Origin of the sequence: Pseudoalteromonas sp., from assembly GCF_036960685.1 — a bacterium.
Classification (GTDB): domain Bacteria; phylum Pseudomonadota; class Gammaproteobacteria; order Enterobacterales; family Alteromonadaceae; genus Pseudoalteromonas.
Window position 1 is genome coordinate 83,238 of the sequence record NZ_JBALXK010000017.1, and the last position, 16,515, is coordinate 99,752.

Annotated in this window: 16 protein-coding genes and 1 pseudogene; 3 read left to right on the forward strand and 14 right to left on the reverse strand. The window is 40.2% G+C overall.

Annotated features, from left to right (window positions below):
* Positions 1-23: 23 nt before the first annotated feature.
* The 4 genes from V7783_RS14425 to V7783_RS14440 all read right to left on the reverse strand — a co-directional run bounded on the left by V7783_RS14425 (position 24) and on the right by V7783_RS14440 (position 5,106).
* Positions 24-482 (reverse strand): Lrp/AsnC family transcriptional regulator, encoded by a 459-nt coding sequence (locus tag V7783_RS14425; protein ID WP_016707271.1) that lies wholly within the window; start codon positions 480-482, stop codon positions 24-26.
* Positions 483-571: 89 nt separating this feature from the next.
* The gene (locus V7783_RS14430) at positions 572-1,213 is read right to left on the reverse strand and encodes an MBL fold metallo-hydrolase (RefSeq protein WP_335679306.1); all 642 of its coding nucleotides are present in this window, start codon (positions 1,211-1,213) and stop codon (positions 572-574) included.
* A 3-nt stretch (positions 1,214-1,216) separates the two neighbouring features.
* Positions 1,217-3,022, reverse strand: coding sequence for a M14 family metallopeptidase (locus tag V7783_RS14435; protein ID WP_335679307.1), 1,806 nt, complete (start codon positions 3,020-3,022; stop codon positions 1,217-1,219).
* 185 nt (positions 3,023-3,207) lie between these two features.
* The gene (locus V7783_RS14440) at positions 3,208-5,106 is read right to left on the reverse strand and encodes a beta-ketoacyl synthase (RefSeq protein WP_335679308.1); all 1,899 of its coding nucleotides are present in this window, start codon (positions 5,104-5,106) and stop codon (positions 3,208-3,210) included.
* Positions 5,107-5,232: 126 nt separating this feature from the next.
* On the opposite strand from V7783_RS14440, the gene V7783_RS14445 reads away from it, so the two are divergent.
* Positions 5,233-6,258, forward strand: coding sequence for a GlxA family transcriptional regulator (locus V7783_RS14445; RefSeq protein WP_335679309.1), 1,026 nt, complete (start codon positions 5,233-5,235; stop codon positions 6,256-6,258).
* A gap of 19 nt (positions 6,259-6,277) precedes the next feature.
* Here the strand turns inward: V7783_RS14445 and V7783_RS14450 are convergent, their stop codons facing one another.
* From V7783_RS14450 to V7783_RS14465, 4 genes are all read right to left on the reverse strand, one after another.
* Positions 6,278-6,793: an MgtC/SapB family protein gene (locus V7783_RS14450; protein ID WP_335679310.1), complete on the reverse strand. Its 516-nt coding sequence runs from the start codon at positions 6,791-6,793 to the stop codon at positions 6,278-6,280.
* 17 nt (positions 6,794-6,810) lie between these two features.
* Positions 6,811-7,914, reverse strand: coding sequence for a GNAT family N-acetyltransferase/peptidase C39 family protein (locus V7783_RS14455; protein ID WP_335679311.1), 1,104 nt, complete (start codon positions 7,912-7,914; stop codon positions 6,811-6,813).
* Positions 7,914-9,308: a RimK family protein gene (locus tag V7783_RS14460; protein ID WP_335679312.1), complete on the reverse strand. Its 1,395-nt coding sequence runs from the start codon at positions 9,306-9,308 to the stop codon at positions 7,914-7,916. The genes V7783_RS14455 and V7783_RS14460 overlap by 1 nt, the downstream gene beginning before the upstream one ends.
* 434 nt (positions 9,309-9,742) lie before the next feature.
* The gene (locus V7783_RS14465) at positions 9,743-10,219 is read right to left on the reverse strand and encodes a transcription elongation factor GreAB (protein WP_335679316.1); all 477 of its coding nucleotides are present in this window, start codon (positions 10,217-10,219) and stop codon (positions 9,743-9,745) included.
* A gap of 161 nt (positions 10,220-10,380) precedes the next feature.
* Between V7783_RS14465 and V7783_RS14470 the strand changes: the two genes are divergently transcribed.
* The gene (locus V7783_RS14470; RefSeq protein ID WP_335679313.1) at positions 10,381-12,609 is read left to right on the forward strand and encodes a patatin-like phospholipase family protein; all 2,229 of its coding nucleotides are present in this window, start codon (positions 10,381-10,383) and stop codon (positions 12,607-12,609) included.
* Between the two features lie 56 nt (positions 12,610-12,665).
* On the opposite strand, the gene V7783_RS14475 is transcribed toward V7783_RS14470, so the two are convergent.
* On the reverse strand, positions 12,666-13,334 hold the full coding sequence (locus V7783_RS14475; RefSeq protein WP_335679314.1) for a DUF2987 domain-containing protein: 669 nt from the start codon (positions 13,332-13,334) through the stop codon (positions 12,666-12,668).
* Positions 13,327-14,133 (reverse strand): glucosaminidase domain-containing protein, encoded by an 807-nt coding sequence (locus tag V7783_RS14480; RefSeq protein WP_335679315.1) that lies wholly within the window; start codon positions 14,131-14,133, stop codon positions 13,327-13,329. Before V7783_RS14480 ends, V7783_RS14475 begins: the two co-directional genes overlap by 8 nt.
* Positions 14,134-14,309: 176 nt before the next feature.
* On the opposite strand from V7783_RS14480, the pseudogene V7783_RS14485 reads away from it, so the two are divergent.
* Positions 14,310-14,630, forward strand: a pseudogene (locus tag V7783_RS14485) (HD domain-containing protein); the annotation flags it as partial.
* 118 nt (positions 14,631-14,748) lie between these two features.
* On the opposite strand, the gene yfbR reads toward V7783_RS14485, so the two are convergent.
* From yfbR to V7783_RS14505, 4 genes are all read right to left on the reverse strand, one after another.
* Positions 14,749-15,342 carry a 5'-deoxynucleotidase gene (gene yfbR, locus V7783_RS14490; protein ID WP_130051659.1) on the reverse strand — a complete coding sequence of 198 codons (594 nt, stop codon included), beginning with the start codon at positions 15,340-15,342 and terminating at the stop codon, positions 14,749-14,751.
* A gap of 250 nt (positions 15,343-15,592) precedes the next feature.
* On the reverse strand, positions 15,593-15,697 hold the full coding sequence (locus tag V7783_RS14495) for a recombinase family protein (protein ID WP_335679317.1): 105 nt from the start codon (positions 15,695-15,697) through the stop codon (positions 15,593-15,595).
* Positions 15,690-16,001 carry a recombinase family protein gene (locus V7783_RS14500; protein ID WP_335679318.1) on the reverse strand — a complete coding sequence of 104 codons (312 nt, stop codon included), beginning with the start codon at positions 15,999-16,001 and terminating at the stop codon, positions 15,690-15,692. The genes V7783_RS14495 and V7783_RS14500 overlap by 8 nt, the downstream gene beginning before the upstream one ends.
* Positions 15,998-16,348 carry a hypothetical protein gene (locus V7783_RS14505; RefSeq protein ID WP_130051660.1) on the reverse strand — a complete coding sequence of 117 codons (351 nt, stop codon included), beginning with the start codon at positions 16,346-16,348 and terminating at the stop codon, positions 15,998-16,000. Before V7783_RS14505 ends, V7783_RS14500 begins: the two co-directional genes overlap by 4 nt.
* Between the last annotated feature and the right edge of the window lie 167 nt (positions 16,349-16,515).

Genomic DNA, 16,515 nt, shown 5'->3' on the forward strand with positions numbered 1-16,515 from the left:
ACTTTAACCTGAAATAGCAGGTATTAAAGTGGCAGCGACGTACTTCGCTTCACGCAAGTCATCGTTACATTTGAATGAACTTCTTGAACAAACTCAAGGTTTAGTAAATTATCACGGACAAACTGCTCATAGCCTTCAATACCTTTAGAAATGATCCGCAGCATAAAGTCCATGGTACCCGCCATACTGTAACATTCAGTTACTTCGTCATAACTTAAGATCAGGCGTTCAAACTCAGCTAAATTAGTGCGGCCATGATTCGATAAACGAACATGCGCATACACTAACATATCAAAGCCAAGTTTCTTTTCATCTAATAAAGCAACTTTACCTTTGATGTAACCATCTTGCTCAAGCTTAGCAATACGACGCCAGCAAGGTGACTGAGATAAGCCTACTTTATCAGCAATATCTGCGGTCGAAAGACTTGCATCTTGCTGTAACAGTGCCAATATTTGGCGATCTACGTGATTTAGAGACATTTTATTTCTTATTTATTTTACTAAATTGATTAAATTATACATGGCTTTAGCAATCGAGTCTTGTGTTTTTATGCATTTTTTATGCGTAACTAACCAAATTTACCACTAATAAATGGATTCGATATGCGCTCTGTAACTACTTTAGTGTCAGGTCCATGCCCTGAGAGTATTCTAGTTTCATCTGGCAAAGTGAGAATTTGTTGCTTAATTGAGTTGAGTAACTGTTGCGCATCCCCTTTCGGAAAATCAGTACGTCCTACTGACCCTTTGAAAATCACATCACCAACAAGAACAATCTGATGCTTAGCTTCATAAAAGACAATGTGGCCTGGGGTGTGACCCGGACAATGACGGATTTCAAAGCGCAATTCACCTAATGGGAAAATATCACCATGATTTAGCCAATGCTGCGGATAAAAAGGAGTAACAGGTGCAAAGCCAAACATTTGTGCTTGCATTGTTAATGCATCAAACCAAAATAACTCATCTTGCTGTGGGCCAACTATATCAACGGCAAAATGTTCGGCGAGCACTTTGGCAGCGCCAACATGATCAAGGTGACCATGAGTCAATAAAATACATTGCAGATTAAGCGCATGCTTAGCGAGTTCAGCAATGATTTTTTCAGCATCACCACCTGGGTCGACCACAGCAGCTTGGCGTGTTTGTTTACAAATAACAATCCGACAATTTTGCGCAAAAGCAGTGACCGGTAGAGTAATAATTTCCATACGTTAGTTCTTTATTTTTGAAGTGTCTGCAAATGTCATCAGCACAGGATACTTTAAATAGGCTTGATCATAAAACGGTGTCTGTTCATAAAGCCAGTTTAAACGTGCTTGGGGATCTTTTGCAAACGCAGCATCTTCACGAATTTTTTTATCAAACTCTAGTGCTAACGCAGGTTTATCTTTTAGCATATGACGAGCATACGGTGCTAATGCGTAGTTTTCCATATACTCAGTGCGTTGAAAAATCGTATTGAACTCACCCCATGCAAAAAACGAATCAGGTGCCTTTGGATGTAAAAGATGGGTGGCTAATTCACCTAACGGTTGTGCAGTATCTACTTTAGACCAACCAGTCAAATTGTTATCGGTTACATCAACAAAGTCAAAATCAGCACTGACTCTAAAGCGACCTTCAAACGGTGCTTTATCAAACTCATGGTTTGTCACTACGGCCACTTTTAAATTTGCAGGTAACGCATCTGTCGTAACAGTTTGCACCGCAATGCCATGTAACTTAAGTTTTTCGATGATCTGTGGATACGCAGGCGGAATATAAAACGCGCTAGGAACAGTAATGGTGGTTTTGACGTCTTTTTGCCAATAGATTGGCAACGCATCATAATGTTGTTTTTCACCTAAGTATTTCACTTCCATCTGACCACTTAAGGCACTTTGACTGCGCGTATATTTAATGCCTTCAAATGCCACGGTATCGGGCTGTTTAGCGTAGCTACGCTCTACAATCAGTTTACTTGGGACAAATGCCTGCTCTTTTTTAACTGCATCAGCTAACTGTTGGTGGTGCTGTGCTAATGCTGATATAGCCCCATCTAAAAATACATAGGTGCCAAGCACGCGTTGCTTATAGGGTTTAAGCGAATGGTTTTCAACAAGAATTGTAGGTAAAGAACGTAAATCGCCCCAACCGTTGGAATAGCGAGGAGTCGCAACCCACCCTGCTAAGCCTTTTTTAAACTCACGCTTATCCATCACAAATACTAACGGCCCAGGAAGGTGGCCTTGCGCTTGTAATTTTTCGTCAATTACCGGTTTGAAATATTGATTGAGCGTATCTGAAACACTGGGAGATTCACTTGCAAACACCGGGTTGTAGCCATAGGTTACATCGTACTGATAATCTGCGCCGTCGGTGACGTGCACATCAATATATAAATCCGGGTTAAACTGTTTGATCACCTTTAATACGCCGCGCACTTCTGGGGTATCTAGCTTAGTGTAATCACGGTTTAAATTAAGATTGTTAGCATTGGTGCGAAAACCCATTTCTACTGGGCCACGTTGGTTTATGCGGTTAAACTGGCTACTACGCTCATGACCATCCACATTCAAAATGGGAATAAATAAGATATTAACTTGGCTTAAAATATCACGGCGCTTACCGGTTGCAATATCACGCAGCAACATAAACATGGCATCTTTACCGTCAATTTCACCCGCGTGGATCCCCGCTTGAATAAAAATCGTCGGCTTTGTATTTTGCATTAACTGAGTCGGTGTAAAAGCCCCTTCTTCACTGGCAACTAACATTTTAATCGCGCGGCCACTGGTACTGTGGGCAATAGTTTGTACTTGAAATTGAGTCGGATTTGCCGCGACAAGGCGGTCAACAAACGCCATTGTTTGCTGATAGTTAGGCGATTTTAGTCCTTCACTTAATTCGAAGTCAGTGGTTAATGGGCCTTTTTGTTGTATCAGTGTCAAACTTTGCCCTTGCCAAGGTAGTAATGGCGGTAAATGGCTATCTAATGTGGCGGCAGTAGCACTTAACAATAATAAACTGGCGATCATAGGACTCTCAAACGTTGGCCTTTTTAATAGTTTGAAATTATAACAAGGAAAAATGACAGATCGCGTAAACTGCGGTGATTCAACAAAAAAATGCAGCCAATGACAATTCGTAAAGTTTAAAGCAGTAGTATGCGAGCATTAAAAAAGGCGCTATAGAAGCGCCTTGCCAAACAAGAATTATGTGCTTAAAACATATCTTGATAAGGATTCGTTTTAGTAAATGCAATTGCTTTGTCAAAACCTGGGATCTGCATATCGGTTTGTGAAATAACAATGTCATTTTCATCAATCATGCCATCACCAAAGCGATAAATTAGCTCATACTGGCCTAGATCAGCTTGCTGTTGGTAAGTTGTTTGTGCAGCGGTAACAGTCTGATTTGTCACGGCGTATGCTTTCATCACATCACTGCCATGGCGCTTTGTTAACATTTGCTTAGTTACCTTGGCTGATAACACTGTGGCTGTTGCATTATTACCACCAAAGCCTTTGGAGTTAATAAAAGCAATATCCATATCTGCACATTGATAATGCTCAGTACGAATGTCTAAATGTTGGCTATACACATCATCAGCCACTTTATCGATGGTGGTAATGCCCGGCATAATATTGTGACTAAATACACCGAGTGCCATAGCTAGCTGATCGCCACTTGCAGGAGCAATGGTGTGCCCTACATACGCTTTAGGCGCAGCGACTTTCCAGTTATCGATTGCAAAGGTTTGCGCTACACGATGATAAATAAGTGATTCAGTTACACGGTTTTGCGGTGTACTTGAGCCATGCGCTAAAATAAAGCTACGTTGCTGAACAGCTTCCGCACCTAAGATATTAGCCGCTAATGCTACAGATTTTGCCATTGTGATGTAGTTACCAGGCCCTGGTGCTGTAATCGATTTTTTCACGCCATCAGCATTTACATACACATCCGCTACTGAGCCCATGATATCGGCACCTAGCGATAATGCGAGCGCATCATCCATTAGAATCGCGACTTGCGCGCCTTCACCGATGGTAAAGCCACAGTTTTCACCAAATGGACGACTGGTACGACGATGATCTACCGTCTCAGTGTTATCTAAACGCTTTAGACCTTCTTCGTTAGCCAATGCGCCCATATTGCCAAAACCTTCAATGATCTCAGGTGTAATAGCACATTCTGAAGACGCGACAACAGCGACACGAGTGCGCCCAGCCTGAATATCATTCACAGCTGCGCGTAGATTATATAAAAACGTGGCACAAGCCCCTGATGTCGTGAACGTAGTACCCACATTACCGGTAACATAAGCATTGATAAAATCAGTAGACATGGTATTTAAACCAAGTGCTAACTGTTTAGTGCTAACACGCTCGCCCTGCTGGCGCGAACGAATTAAACCACCAAGCCCTTCATCATTCACTTGCCCTACAACAGACGCAGAATAAGTACCAATTTGATCTGGTTCAACACTGTTCATGATCTGTTGCCAATCAAGGCCAGTTGAGCGAATAGCATCCGTTGCCGCAAAAATGGTGGCTTGTAAACCACGCGGTTGGTAACGACTGTTATACATATTTGCTGGATCAAAACCAGTAGGTAATTGTCCTGCCGCTTTTATTGGGTTGTCACGGGTGCTGTCGTGCTTTATATCAAGCTCAGCACTAATGGTGACTTTTACTTTTTTATCGGCTAAATCTTCAATTAACCAGCTTGACGGAATTGGCTGCGGTAAGTCACGACGTCGTGCTTCAAATACGATAGCTTGCTCATCGCTAAGCGTTAACGTCATTTTTTGCTGCCACGGCGTTGCATCAACATCAAAATGGTTTTCTTCAATTTTACGGATCAAGGTGCCAGCAATAATTTGTTCGCCAAATTGTGACTCCACATCACTTTGCTGTACTAAATTACCGTGTTGGTCTCTTAATTCGCCCTCTTGTAATGATACAAGATTCATTAAAGTCGCTAAACCTAGGAAAGTTTCTTGACGTGCGTCGGCAGTCAAATTATCTAACACGATACGACGATAACCTTGATGAAATGAGGTACGGCCCGCGGCGTTAATTCCGCCCATGCCGACAATAACGGGTAATGCTGTCATAATTTACCTTGAGAAAACGTGTTATAGGAGAAGTAGCTAGTTTAGATGGATTTTACCGCCGACATTGTGCTTAAATAGCCAAATAACAAGCCTAACAGGCCAAATGTAACTGGTCGGAGCAATTTAATGGACAAAAACCTCAAACATAGCCCGTTACAGATCAGTATTTTGGTCTATCAGCATTTATTGATCACCAGTTTAACGCTGCCCATCGAAATGCTCAGAGCGGGAGAAGCCTACGCAAAAGGTCATGTAAAAGGCGATGGAATAACAATGCAGTTTAGGCCACTGCTGATCAATTTGATTGCAGAAGATAACAAGCCGATTCAAAATCGCAGTGGCTTGGCAATTTTACCTGAGTACACCTATGCCGACGCTCCGTATAGTGACTTGATCATTGTTCCTGGTATTTGGCGCAACCCTCGCCCTGTTGTTAGGACAAATCAAGGCTTAGTAAAGTGGCTTACGAGCAGTTGGCAGCAAGGTAGTTCAATTATTGGTGTGGGTACTGGTAACTGTTTAGTCGCTGAGGCCAACCTATTAAATGGGCACCCCGCTACAACCCATTGGCATTACGCAGAGCAATTTAAGCGTGATTATCCACAGGTATTACTCAAACCTGACTTTTTCATCACCCAATCAGAACGTTTATACAGCGTGGCAAGTTTGAATGCGTTAGCGGATGTGATCGTGCATATTATTAGTCAATATTATGGACAAGCAGCTGCTCAGCATGTTGAGCGTAACTTTTCACACGAAATACGCAAACCTTATGAAGATCAGCGCTATCTTGAGGGAGCCGTAGATAGACACCCTGACGAACTGATTGCGCAAATTCAATTTTGGTTAAAAAACAATTTAGCCGCCGAGCAAAGCCTAACCGAGGTGGCGCAATTATTTGGCTTAAGTTATCGTTCGTTCACGCGCCGATTTAGAGTTGCGACCAATCAAAGTCCGATTGAATACTGGCAACAACTACGAGTGCAAACGGCAAAGGAGTTATTAGCATCATCAAACTTATCAATTCAAGAAGTGGCACTAGAGGTGGGCTATAACGACCAAGGGCATTTAACCCGTGTATTTAAGAAAGTGCTCTCGCAAACGCCTAGTGAGTATCGAAAAGTAGTCAGGCGTAAATTATTTGGCAATTAATAAATGCAAGAAACGCCACTTAATCGTGGCGTTCTGGTTCTTTTTTGTTGCCTCTGTAATAGCGTTTTGAGTAAATTTTCACATGACGATGCACGCCTTTACTCAAGCTTTTAAATTTCGCTTCAAGCACATCGACACCGTATAAAATACCCACCACTAAAATGGATAGTTTAATAGCTGCCAATAAATTATCGGTTGCAATCACTACACCAATAGATGCCAAAACCCAGATTGTCGCGGCCGAGGTGACTCCTACCACAGCACCATCTTTAGCGAGCATCACTCCAGCACCTAAAAAGCCGATGCCAGTAATAATTTGACCAACCACGCGCGAGTGGTCAATCACATCACCATGGAGCATAAACGCTGTAGCTAAAAACAAATAAGTACCTAATATAATCAGTACTGAGGTTCTTATTCCTACTGGTTTTCCCCGTAACTGGCGTTCCATACCAATCAAAGCACCACAAAATGCAGCACTGCCTATTGCCGACCACGAATACGGGGCGATATCTACTAATTCAAAAAAAGTCACTCAAAATCCTAAAATAACTACCTATGTATAGCCAGTGCTGTACTCAAACGAGAACTACCGAAACTAGCCATTTTTAAAAAGTCACTCTTAGCGATGGGTACGTGTTGACAATCAATCGCTAGCTGTTTATCGCTTTCACAAAAAGGGTCATGGACATATAAACAATGCTCATCCAAGTGCGTTATACACACCCAATGGGGCGATTTTTTACCATCAAAGCGATAGGTGCTGATCAACAGCACCACGGCCATTTTTGCTGCTAACCAGCGCTCTATGTGCTCAAGGGTTAAGTCTTGATACTTCACATCTAGTTTGTGGTTAATTGCTTCAACCACAAATTGATTATGAACCGTGTGTAAAATCGCTTTTTTCTTGTCGCTTCTTACTCCATCGACAAACAATGTATCGCGGCTATTTATGATAACTTGCGCCTTAAAGCCACGTTTATTTGCCGCCAGTGCCAGTCCTAATGGATGACAACCACCATGGCCTGAAGTCATAAAAATAGTGGTAGCTTCTCGCCAAATATCAAGTTCATTCACTTGCGTGATAGTGGTCTTTTTTATTGATGACATTGCCATCAATAAAGCAGCTGGACCACAGGTAAACTCAGTTGTTTGCTGATACCAAGGCGTTTCTCGCGTAAACTCAAGCTCATTAGTACTACGAATATTTTTTTGCATTCGCAGTGCATCACTGTGATCGTGGTAATAGTCACTGTATTGGCCAAATACCCGATAACCCAGCTTTTCGTATAATGCAATGGCAGCAACATTATTTACCGCTACTTCAAGGCGCATAAATAAGCGGCCACGTTGTGCGGTCGCTCGCTCAAGCGACTTTAAAAGCTGTTGAGCAAGTCCTTTACCCTGTGCTTGCGGTGTTACTGCTAACGAATATAAACGGGCTAAACGAGTGCCTTTATGACACCACACCAAGCCATAACCAAGTAATTGGTTAGCTGATTCAGCAACCAACAAAATACCATGTTTAGCCATGATCCATCGTTTTAAACTGCGCGCACTGAGTCTATCTTGGCTAAAGCTTTGTTGCTCTATTACAAGTAGTGCTTTTAAATCAGCCTCTGTGGCAGCTCGCACTGCCACATCATGATCAGACATTAACCCCGACCTCGGGCTTCAAGACGTTGCTTAAATTCATCCATGATGATCATATATAACTCATCACCCAGGTAGCCATCTTCGACTTTATGATCAATGCTCGGATTATCATTTACTTCAAGCACATAAGCGCGACCTTGATGCTCTTTAACATCCACACCATACAAGCCCTTACCAACCGTTTTACACGCTTTTAAAGCAGCATCAAGAACCGCTTTTGGTAGCTCAAATGTTGGCAATGTTTCAAAGCCACCAGAGAAAAACCGTTTTGCATCATGGTTGTATATTTGCCAATGATTACGCGCCATTAAATAACGACACGCATAAATAGCACGACCATTTAGCACCCCTACTCGCCAATCATACTCGGTATACATATACTCTTGAGCTAGCACTAAAGCGCTAAATTCAAACAACTCATTGAGTTTAGCAACCAACTCGGTGCGATCCGCAACTTTATACACCCCCTTAGAAAACGATCCTTCCGGCATTTTTAGCACTAATGGATAGGTGAAGTTATCTTCAAGTTGAGTGATGGTTTCATCACTTTGGTCTGCCACCACCAGGGTTTTTAAACTCGGCACTTTTTGGTAATTAAACGCATCGTGTAAATACACTTTATTACAACAACGTAAAATAGACTCTGCGTCATCAATTACTACTAATCCTAAGCTCTGTGCTTTGCTTGCTAAACGATACGTTGGATGATCAATTGCTGTGGTTTGACGAATAAACAACGCATCAAACTGAGCGATATTATCTATCTCATCAAAACTCAGTGCCTGCGCATGGATACCATGTTTACCGGCAGCTTTAATAAAGCGTGCGATCGCATCTTTATCACTTGGCGGCACTTTTTCATTGTGATCGACTAAAATAGCCATATCCCAACGATAACGTTTTTGGGTGCTACTAATGCGCCACTGCGTTTGCGTAAACTCAGTTAGTTTAGCTACAAAATCCTGGTGCTGTTGGTCATTCAATGACGCCAATGAACCTTGTTTTAATAGTCCTTGTTGATCAACAAATAAAATGGGTGCTGGGTACTGTTTAAATACGGCTTTGGCTGCTTTACTTTGTAATTCATTAACAGCATGACCAAAGTATAAGGCATCTGTAAGCACGCCAATGTTTAGCATCAAAGTTTGCCCGCTGCGCAACGCATTTATGGTTTTAACACTCGGTAAAACTTGGTGTTTACGTGCTTCTGCAAGTAATGAGCAATAATAGCCTTTACTCAAGTATTGGCTTGAGTCGCATAAGTTAATAATGCGCGTTTTTGGCTCATTATGCTTTGGATAATCTCGTAAATAGGTGTTGAAGGTAATTACGTTTTCGAATGAGTGAGCAAGAGACTGCTCGTTGTTATCAACCACAATCAAGGTTTTAAACACGACTTTTCCTAAAATAAGTCAAAATAAAAAATATATAAAAATCAATTTAAATAGAAACACCCATACTGCTAAGTAATAGTTGTGCATAACACATGTACTTAACAGGATGGGTGCTTTAGATTTAGCTACTGCTTAATCTACAGGTGATTTATAAAGGGTTTTTATTCGTCTTACCAACGAGTAATTTTTAGCGTTAAGATAAGCAAATTTAATCAATGGCGTGATGCTAAATTCCCCCCCTGAATTGCAGTTAAGAAAGCTTTGTTGTTGGTATAAATAATTGAATAAATAACAATTTATTAATGTATGACAGTCATAATGCAAAGTTGTATTTTTAGGGCTTTGCAGATTCGTTGGCGGGTGAACCGTGGTAACTAAAGTGACTGTCTTACAAGGCGATTATAACCGCCTTGAAAAAGCACTAGGTTTGTCGATTAAAGAACGTTTACTATCGTCAGTTGCTGACTTTTACCCGCAATATTAAAGGTCACTTCATCATCGCAATGTTTATTTAACAACGCTTTACCCAATGGCGCATGGGGCGTTAACACTTGAACATTAAATTGCTTATGTTCAACGACTAAACCTCCAGCATTTGGACCCATATAAAACCATGCCTGCGTCCCTGCCTCATACTCAACACAGATCAAAGCGCCAACAGAAACTTGGTCGCTAATAACTTCTTTAAAACTTTGTTCAAATTGTTGAATGCTCAGATAACAATCGTTCACCCGTTGCGCCTGCCCTTGCGCTAAATAGGCTGCCTCCAAGCCAAGAGTGTCGTATTTGTTTTCTGCGATATTCTCTTCATGAGTTGCTGTATCATGCGCTGTTTTGGCCGCCATTTTAGCCGTTTCTAACTGAGCGCTTAAAGCAAAACGTAAATGCTCTATAAAGTGGGTTTTATTGATCATGGTGTCTATTCGTCATCAGAGATAAGGTAATTTTACCTTGCTTTTCGATTTATGTAACCCATTAGCCTTAATCTAAGTTTAAATATCAATGGCTTAATTGACATAACACGCTGGGGATTTATACTCAAACTGACTTTTAATAGATGGGCTTTTTACTGGTGAAATTGCGTCTACCATGTTTGTTGTTACTAGCAGCCTGTTTTAGCTTAGAAGCTAATGAACAAACACAGCAGTTCCCTTGTAGCCATGTCAGCGAGCGTCCATGTGTTGCCTTAGTGCTTGGCGGCGGCGGTGCCCGTGGCGGCGCGCATATTGGTGTATTAAAAGCGCTTGAACAACAAGGCATAAAAATAGATGTCATTGTTGGAACCAGTATTGGCTCGTTTGTTGGCGGGCTCTATGCCAGTGGACTCTCTGCGACGGAAATTGAACAACTTTTCTCTCAAGCAGATTGGAACACAGGTTACAAAGACGATCTCAACCGCAGTGAGTTACCCAATCGGCGTAAGCAACATATTGATGACTTTCCTATCCAGCTTGATTTAGGGTTTGATGGCAAGCAACTAAAATTACCTCGCGGCATTATCCAAGGCCAAGGGATGAAAAAGCTGCTTGATGAAATGCTCGGTATTTACCCTATTTTTGGCTCATTTGATGATTTAACAATTCCTTTTCGCGCCATTGCTGCAGACGCACAAAGTGGTGAACAAGTAATACTAAGCCAAGGCGACTTAAGCAAAGCAATTCAAAGTTCTATGTCTATTCCCGGCTTGTTGCGCCCTATTGAACTCAACAACCAGCTTCTGGTAGACGGCGGAGTTGCTAACAACCTGCCTATCAGTGTGGCAAAAGAGTTGGGCGCCGATATTGTTATTGCTGTCGATATTGGCTCTGCGACCTTAAATAAAGATGAACTCAATTCAAGTTTAAGCATTATCATGCAATTAACTGGCTTTTTAGTCACTAAAAATGTAAACCAACAAAAAAAGCTACTGACCAGTAATGATATTTATATCAAGCCAACACTCAACGATGTTGAAATGCTCGATTTTGAAAAAGTAACCTCAATAATTTCAAAAGGTTACCAGTCTGCCATTACTGCACTCGCTGACAGCACTGTCAGTAAACAGCTAGCTAATACCGCAGTGCCTGTTGAGCGCAAAACTGTTACCTTGTTTGAACAACCAGTCAACAGTGTCAAAATCACCAATAATAGTCGCTTAAATGATGACTATGTTGCTGAGCGCTTTGGGGTTAAGCCTGGTGAAAAAACCAGCCTCAGTGCTATTCAACAAGGCATTGATCGACTCTACGGCCAAGGCACATTAGTACGGGTAAATACCGCAATAGAGCAGCAAGAAGATAAACTGGATATCGATCTTGAAGTTGAAGAAAAAGAATGGGGCCCAGGCTACTTAGATTTTAAATTATCATTTGAGGATACCTTTGAAACATTCAGCGAATATCAAATAGGCGCAGCTTATCGGTATACTAATTTATCGCCATACGGTGCACAGTGGTACACCAAGGCAATTATCGGCACTGAAAAAGAGCTGAGCTCAGAGCTATATTGGCCAATCAACACCAGTGGTTTTTATTGGCAAGTTGGCGGGAGTTTTCAAAGAGAAATTTTTTCGTACTATATAGAAAACATTATCTTAGGAGAGCTTACCGATAGCCATACAGATGTTAGTGCAGGTATTGGCTGGGACAAGTACGACAAACTGAATATTTTGTTTGGACCTAAGTACTCTGAAGGCACGCTCAAACTACCTGGCGTTTTTGATAACCAAACAGATAAAGATAGACTTGATTACCGTCAATATGGCGCAGTTTTTGAACTTAACTACGATAGTTTTGATCATGCCAGCTTCCCACGTTCAGGGAATAGACTAGATGCAAAAATAGAATACTTAAATTTCGATATTCTTGAACAATCAAGCTTTAGCACCAATTTAGGCATAGAATACAATACTGTTTATTCAATAGGTTACCATAGCCTCAGAGGTCTTTTTCGCTATCAAAGTATTTTAGATACCGACCCAACTGCGCTGGTTGGTTTATCCTCTTTGGGCGGCTTTTTAAACTTATCTGGTAATCCGTTAGATACAATTTCAGGGCAACATGTACGCTTTATGAGTGTTATTTATACCTATGAATTGGTGTCGAATAATTTTGGTGCTATTAACCTGCCCCTTTATTTAGGCACATCGCTTGAAGCGGGTAATGCTTGGCAAACTGAAAGTGATATTGATTATTCTGATTTGATTTACAGCAATAGTGTATTTTTAGGCTGGGATAGCCCAATTGGGCCTGCTTATTTGGCGTATGGTCAATCAACCACTGGAGATGAAAGCTTTTATCTATTTTTAGGTATTCCCTTTTAAAATAGCGCCATAAGTGGCGCTATTCGTACTAAGTAAATGCTATTATCACATCGTGATTATTTGGCAATCCATGGCGTCACTTTTAGCAATGGTGTAGAGATAGCAAATGAGGTTTTATCATCTTGCCATTGCTCATCGACACTAACATGACAAACCGATTCTTGACAGTCAAAAGCAGGATCCGCGATAGTTACTGTTGAAGCAAATGTAAGTACCACCCCTTTTTGCTCCGGTAATAAAAAGCTCATTAATTTACTGACAAAGAAGCCAGACAAGTCAGAAAGTAACTCATCAAACTCGCCGTCAAGCTGGTATAACTGGTGCTTATTTAGATTACTGTTAGTGAACTCGCGAGCTTCTATTTGCAGCTTTAACTGGCAATCGTGGTTTTCATTTTGTGGCTCGATAACAACCACTGCCTTGTTTGTATCAAGTTGTTTATCGTACGGTAATAATAACTGAGCTTGCTCTGTGTAATTGAGTGGAAACTCTTCGCGCTCAGTTATGATACGCCCTGATTTGATGGTGCATACTTCATTAGTGGCAATATCATTAATGTAGAAATTGACTTGAGCAAATTGAAAATCACCTTTATTAACTACTTTTAAACGGTCGTAAAAACCATCATAAGAGACCACAAATTCTTTTGCTTGGACACTAAAACTTGCCATAAATACAATGGCAATAGCCATCATATAGTTAACACATCGTACTGGATTATTCATCAAAGTAAGCTCTATTTTGGTTGATCATTTGATTTAATTCTTCGATATACGCTTCACCGCGCTCAGAATAAGACGTTAATCCGTAGCTGAGATCAGTTGCAGAAATTGGTTTTTGTTGCATTCGTAAATCAGCTCGAATAGTGCGTAACTGCTTATAGGCTGCATGGGTATTTATATTTTTAAAATATGAATTGACTGCTGCACGAACTGATTTAAATGCGGCCACTTCATGTTCCGCACCACTGTTACGACGATTCGGCACCATGCCGCAGCCTTTGCTGTAACACCATTGGCCAAAAAAGTTTAAACCAATGCGAGCAAACCTAGAAGTACCCCAAGCAGATTCATTGGCCGCTTGCATAAGAGCTAACTCTTTAGGAATAATATCAACTCGGCGCAATGCTTGACGCAACGATAAACTATCAACCGTTGTCGGTAATTTATAGCTATTTAAAATTGTTTTGACTTGCTTAGTTTGTGCGCTGCTTAATGGTTCATCATATTGCAGCATCATTAAAGCAATTTCTAATATAGCCCGTTGTTGTAAAATTTTCTTATTTTCGGCTTCAACATGTGGGCGTATAAAATTAAAAAAAGCATGTTTTTTTTCTTTCACATCAGTAAAACCATCAAAATCAGGGAGTTTTACAGAGTGTAGTGGTTTTTCTGGTTTTTTAATTGGGGGTTTAGTTGCAATTGTTTCACTGTCAATTAATGAAGTCGATTTTTCTATGAATGGGTAACTCAACGCCCAGATAAAAAATAGGCTAACAATTAAACGAAAAAGGAACTTAAGCATGTATTCTCTCAAAAAAACTAACATATATGCATGGTCTATCCACACGCATGTGACTGGGCATTATACCTAACCCCTCAAATAAAGGCGAATATCACCATCTGAATGATTTATAATCTAAAAAAATCGGCTACAATTAAGCTCATATAAACCTTGAAGAAGTTTTGGATATTCATTTCATGGAATTAGATTGGCAAAGCCGTATTATTGATCAAAAGAAACACCGCCCTAATGATAACCGTTCACCTTGGCAGGTGGACCGTTCTCGTATAATCCACGCTGCAGCATTTAGACGCTTGCAGGCTAAAACGCAGATAATGGGCATTGGCTTAAATGATTTTCATCGTACACGGTTAACCCACTCATTAGAGGTATCACAAATTGGCAGTGGTTTACTTCGCCATCTAGAAAAGCAACACCCAGACTTTACTCACTTTCCTGACCCCAGTTTACTTGAAACTCTGTGCTTAGCCCATGACATAGGTCACCCTCCATTCGGAAGAGAACACCAATTTTGTATCTTTTAATATAGGAAGGAAGCTTTAAGCCTTATGAAACATAACATTAAGCAAAAAGCTATACATACAATTTACCACATACAAATTTCAAAAGTCAAGTTTAACTAGATAGATCATCCAAACTAGCCAAGCAGTTTTGTTCAAATAGGTCCATGAACACACCTACTTCTGGCATTTCTTCTTTATACGCGTCAACTTTCTCAGATAAGCGTTTTTTAACAGATACGAATTCAGGGTTATGGAATTTGAGTTCATCGCATGCTTTAAAATAAGCAGTAAGAACATCTGCCGCTTTTACTAGTTTCTTATATTCTTTATCTACCTGCTTTTGAATAACTAGTTCTTTAAACAAAGGTTGTAATTTTTCGGGTAGAGTGTTTAAGCACTCAATCTCTGCCAAATCTTCAATTTTCTTGAATTCTTCTGTTAATGCTGGAGAGCTGTATTTAGTAACATGATTGATATCTTGAAGTTTTGTTTCAGAAACCTCATGGTACAAAGCAATTGTAGCCGCCTTCTCAGGGCTTATTTGACCACCGCAGTACACATTTTTTATAGTTGCTAAGAGATGAGCGATAACAGCAACTTGATGGCTATGTTCTGCAACATTTTCTTCTTTCATTAAGTGCATAGGAGACCAGCGCTTAATGAGGTTCATACGAAGTATCCATGCTAAAAACGAACTATTTTTCACTATAAAACCTCTCAGATAAAATTAAAATTCTCACCATTTCAATATTTAAAAAAAACATTATGCTCCCCCACTTGAAGGTTCAAGTGGAATCAATCTATAAAAATGTGTACTTAGCCTTCTTCTGGAATTTGATTAAGCGTTCGGTTGATTGTTGAACGACTAACTTTGTACTTTTTTGCTAAGTTAGAAATGGATTCTAGATATAGCTTTCATTATATCGTTAGCTTGTTTTTTATATAATACTGGTAACCTACCTAGACTTACCTTGAGCTTTTGCTTCTTCGCGGCCTTCAGCATTTCTGCTTCTGATAAGATCACGTTCTAGTTGAGCGAATATTCCACATAGGTTAATTATCGCTGCTTACATTAAGTGAGACATCTATGGTTTTTAGATTTGCACCTTTACGATGGATATCCTCTATTGCTTCCAGAATAGACTTTAAAGAGCGACCTAATTGGTCAAGACGAGTTAGAATAACCTCGTCACCAGCTCTTATATAATCAATAAGCCCTTTCAGCATCTCATCCTTTTTATCTGAAGTACTAGAGTGTTTACCCTGAAAGATTCTCTCACAGCCAAATTCAGTTAATTTAGTAAGTTGAATATCAAGCTCCTGTTCTTGAGTTGATACTCTGGCAAACCAACTTTCATATATTATCTAGCTTCAGCCAACTCTAAAGATGCGGCTATCTCGTACTCATCATCAGTTTGATTACCATAGATATCTCCGCGATGAATATCATAGAACGTTGCGAAGTCAGGAATATCAGAAACTATATTCCTTCCCCATTTAGATTTATAAATAATGTTGTTAGTACTTAAATGCTTAATTAATTTGTGAGCCTCTGAACTTAATGACACTCGTTCAAGTACCTTATAGGTTTCTTGTCCATATTCACAAATGTGAGTGGCATTACCTTCTTCCACTATTACTCTAAATGGATCTCTTAAAATTTCTTTTAACTCTTCGAATGATAGTTTTCTAATTTCTTTAATTTCACTCATATGCATGTCCAAATATTATAACTTTGGGACACCATACCAAACAGATGTCCGAAAAAACAACAACTTTCTGACACTTACAATTATTTGAATTTTACTGATTCTTGACATGACAATTAGATAACTACGCATTCTATTGATGTAGTATTTATGAATGTATGGTTTAACTA

What these genes read in the sequence shown, in the direction of transcription:
- V7783_RS14425 (WP_016707271.1), bottom strand. Translation starts at nt 482, where the DNA reads ATGTCTCTAAATCACGTAGATCGCCAAATATTGGCACTGTTACAGCAA.
- V7783_RS14430 (WP_335679306.1), bottom strand. Translation starts at nt 1,213, where the DNA reads ATGGAAATTATTACTCTACCGGTCACTGCTTTTGCGCAAAATTGTCGG.
- V7783_RS14435 (WP_335679307.1), bottom strand. Translation starts at nt 3,022, where the DNA reads ATGATCGCCAGTTTATTATTGTTAAGTGCTACTGCCGCCACATTAGAT.
- V7783_RS14440 (WP_335679308.1), bottom strand. Translation starts at nt 5,106, where the DNA reads ATGACAGCATTACCCGTTATTGTCGGCATGGGCGGAATTAACGCCGCG.
- V7783_RS14445 (WP_335679309.1), top strand. Translation starts at nt 5,233, where the DNA reads ATGGACAAAAACCTCAAACATAGCCCGTTACAGATCAGTATTTTGGTC.
- V7783_RS14455 (WP_335679311.1), bottom strand. Translation starts at nt 7,914, where the DNA reads ATGTCTGATCATGATGTGGCAGTGCGAGCTGCCACAGAGGCTGATTTA.
- V7783_RS14475 (WP_335679314.1), bottom strand. Translation starts at nt 13,334, where the DNA reads ATGAATAATCCAGTACGATGTGTTAACTATATGATGGCTATTGCCATT.
- V7783_RS14480 (WP_335679315.1), bottom strand. Translation starts at nt 14,133, where the DNA reads ATGCTTAAGTTCCTTTTTCGTTTAATTGTTAGCCTATTTTTTATCTGG.
- V7783_RS14505 (WP_130051660.1), bottom strand. Translation starts at nt 16,348, where the DNA reads ATGAGTGAAATTAAAGAAATTAGAAAACTATCATTCGAAGAGTTAAAA.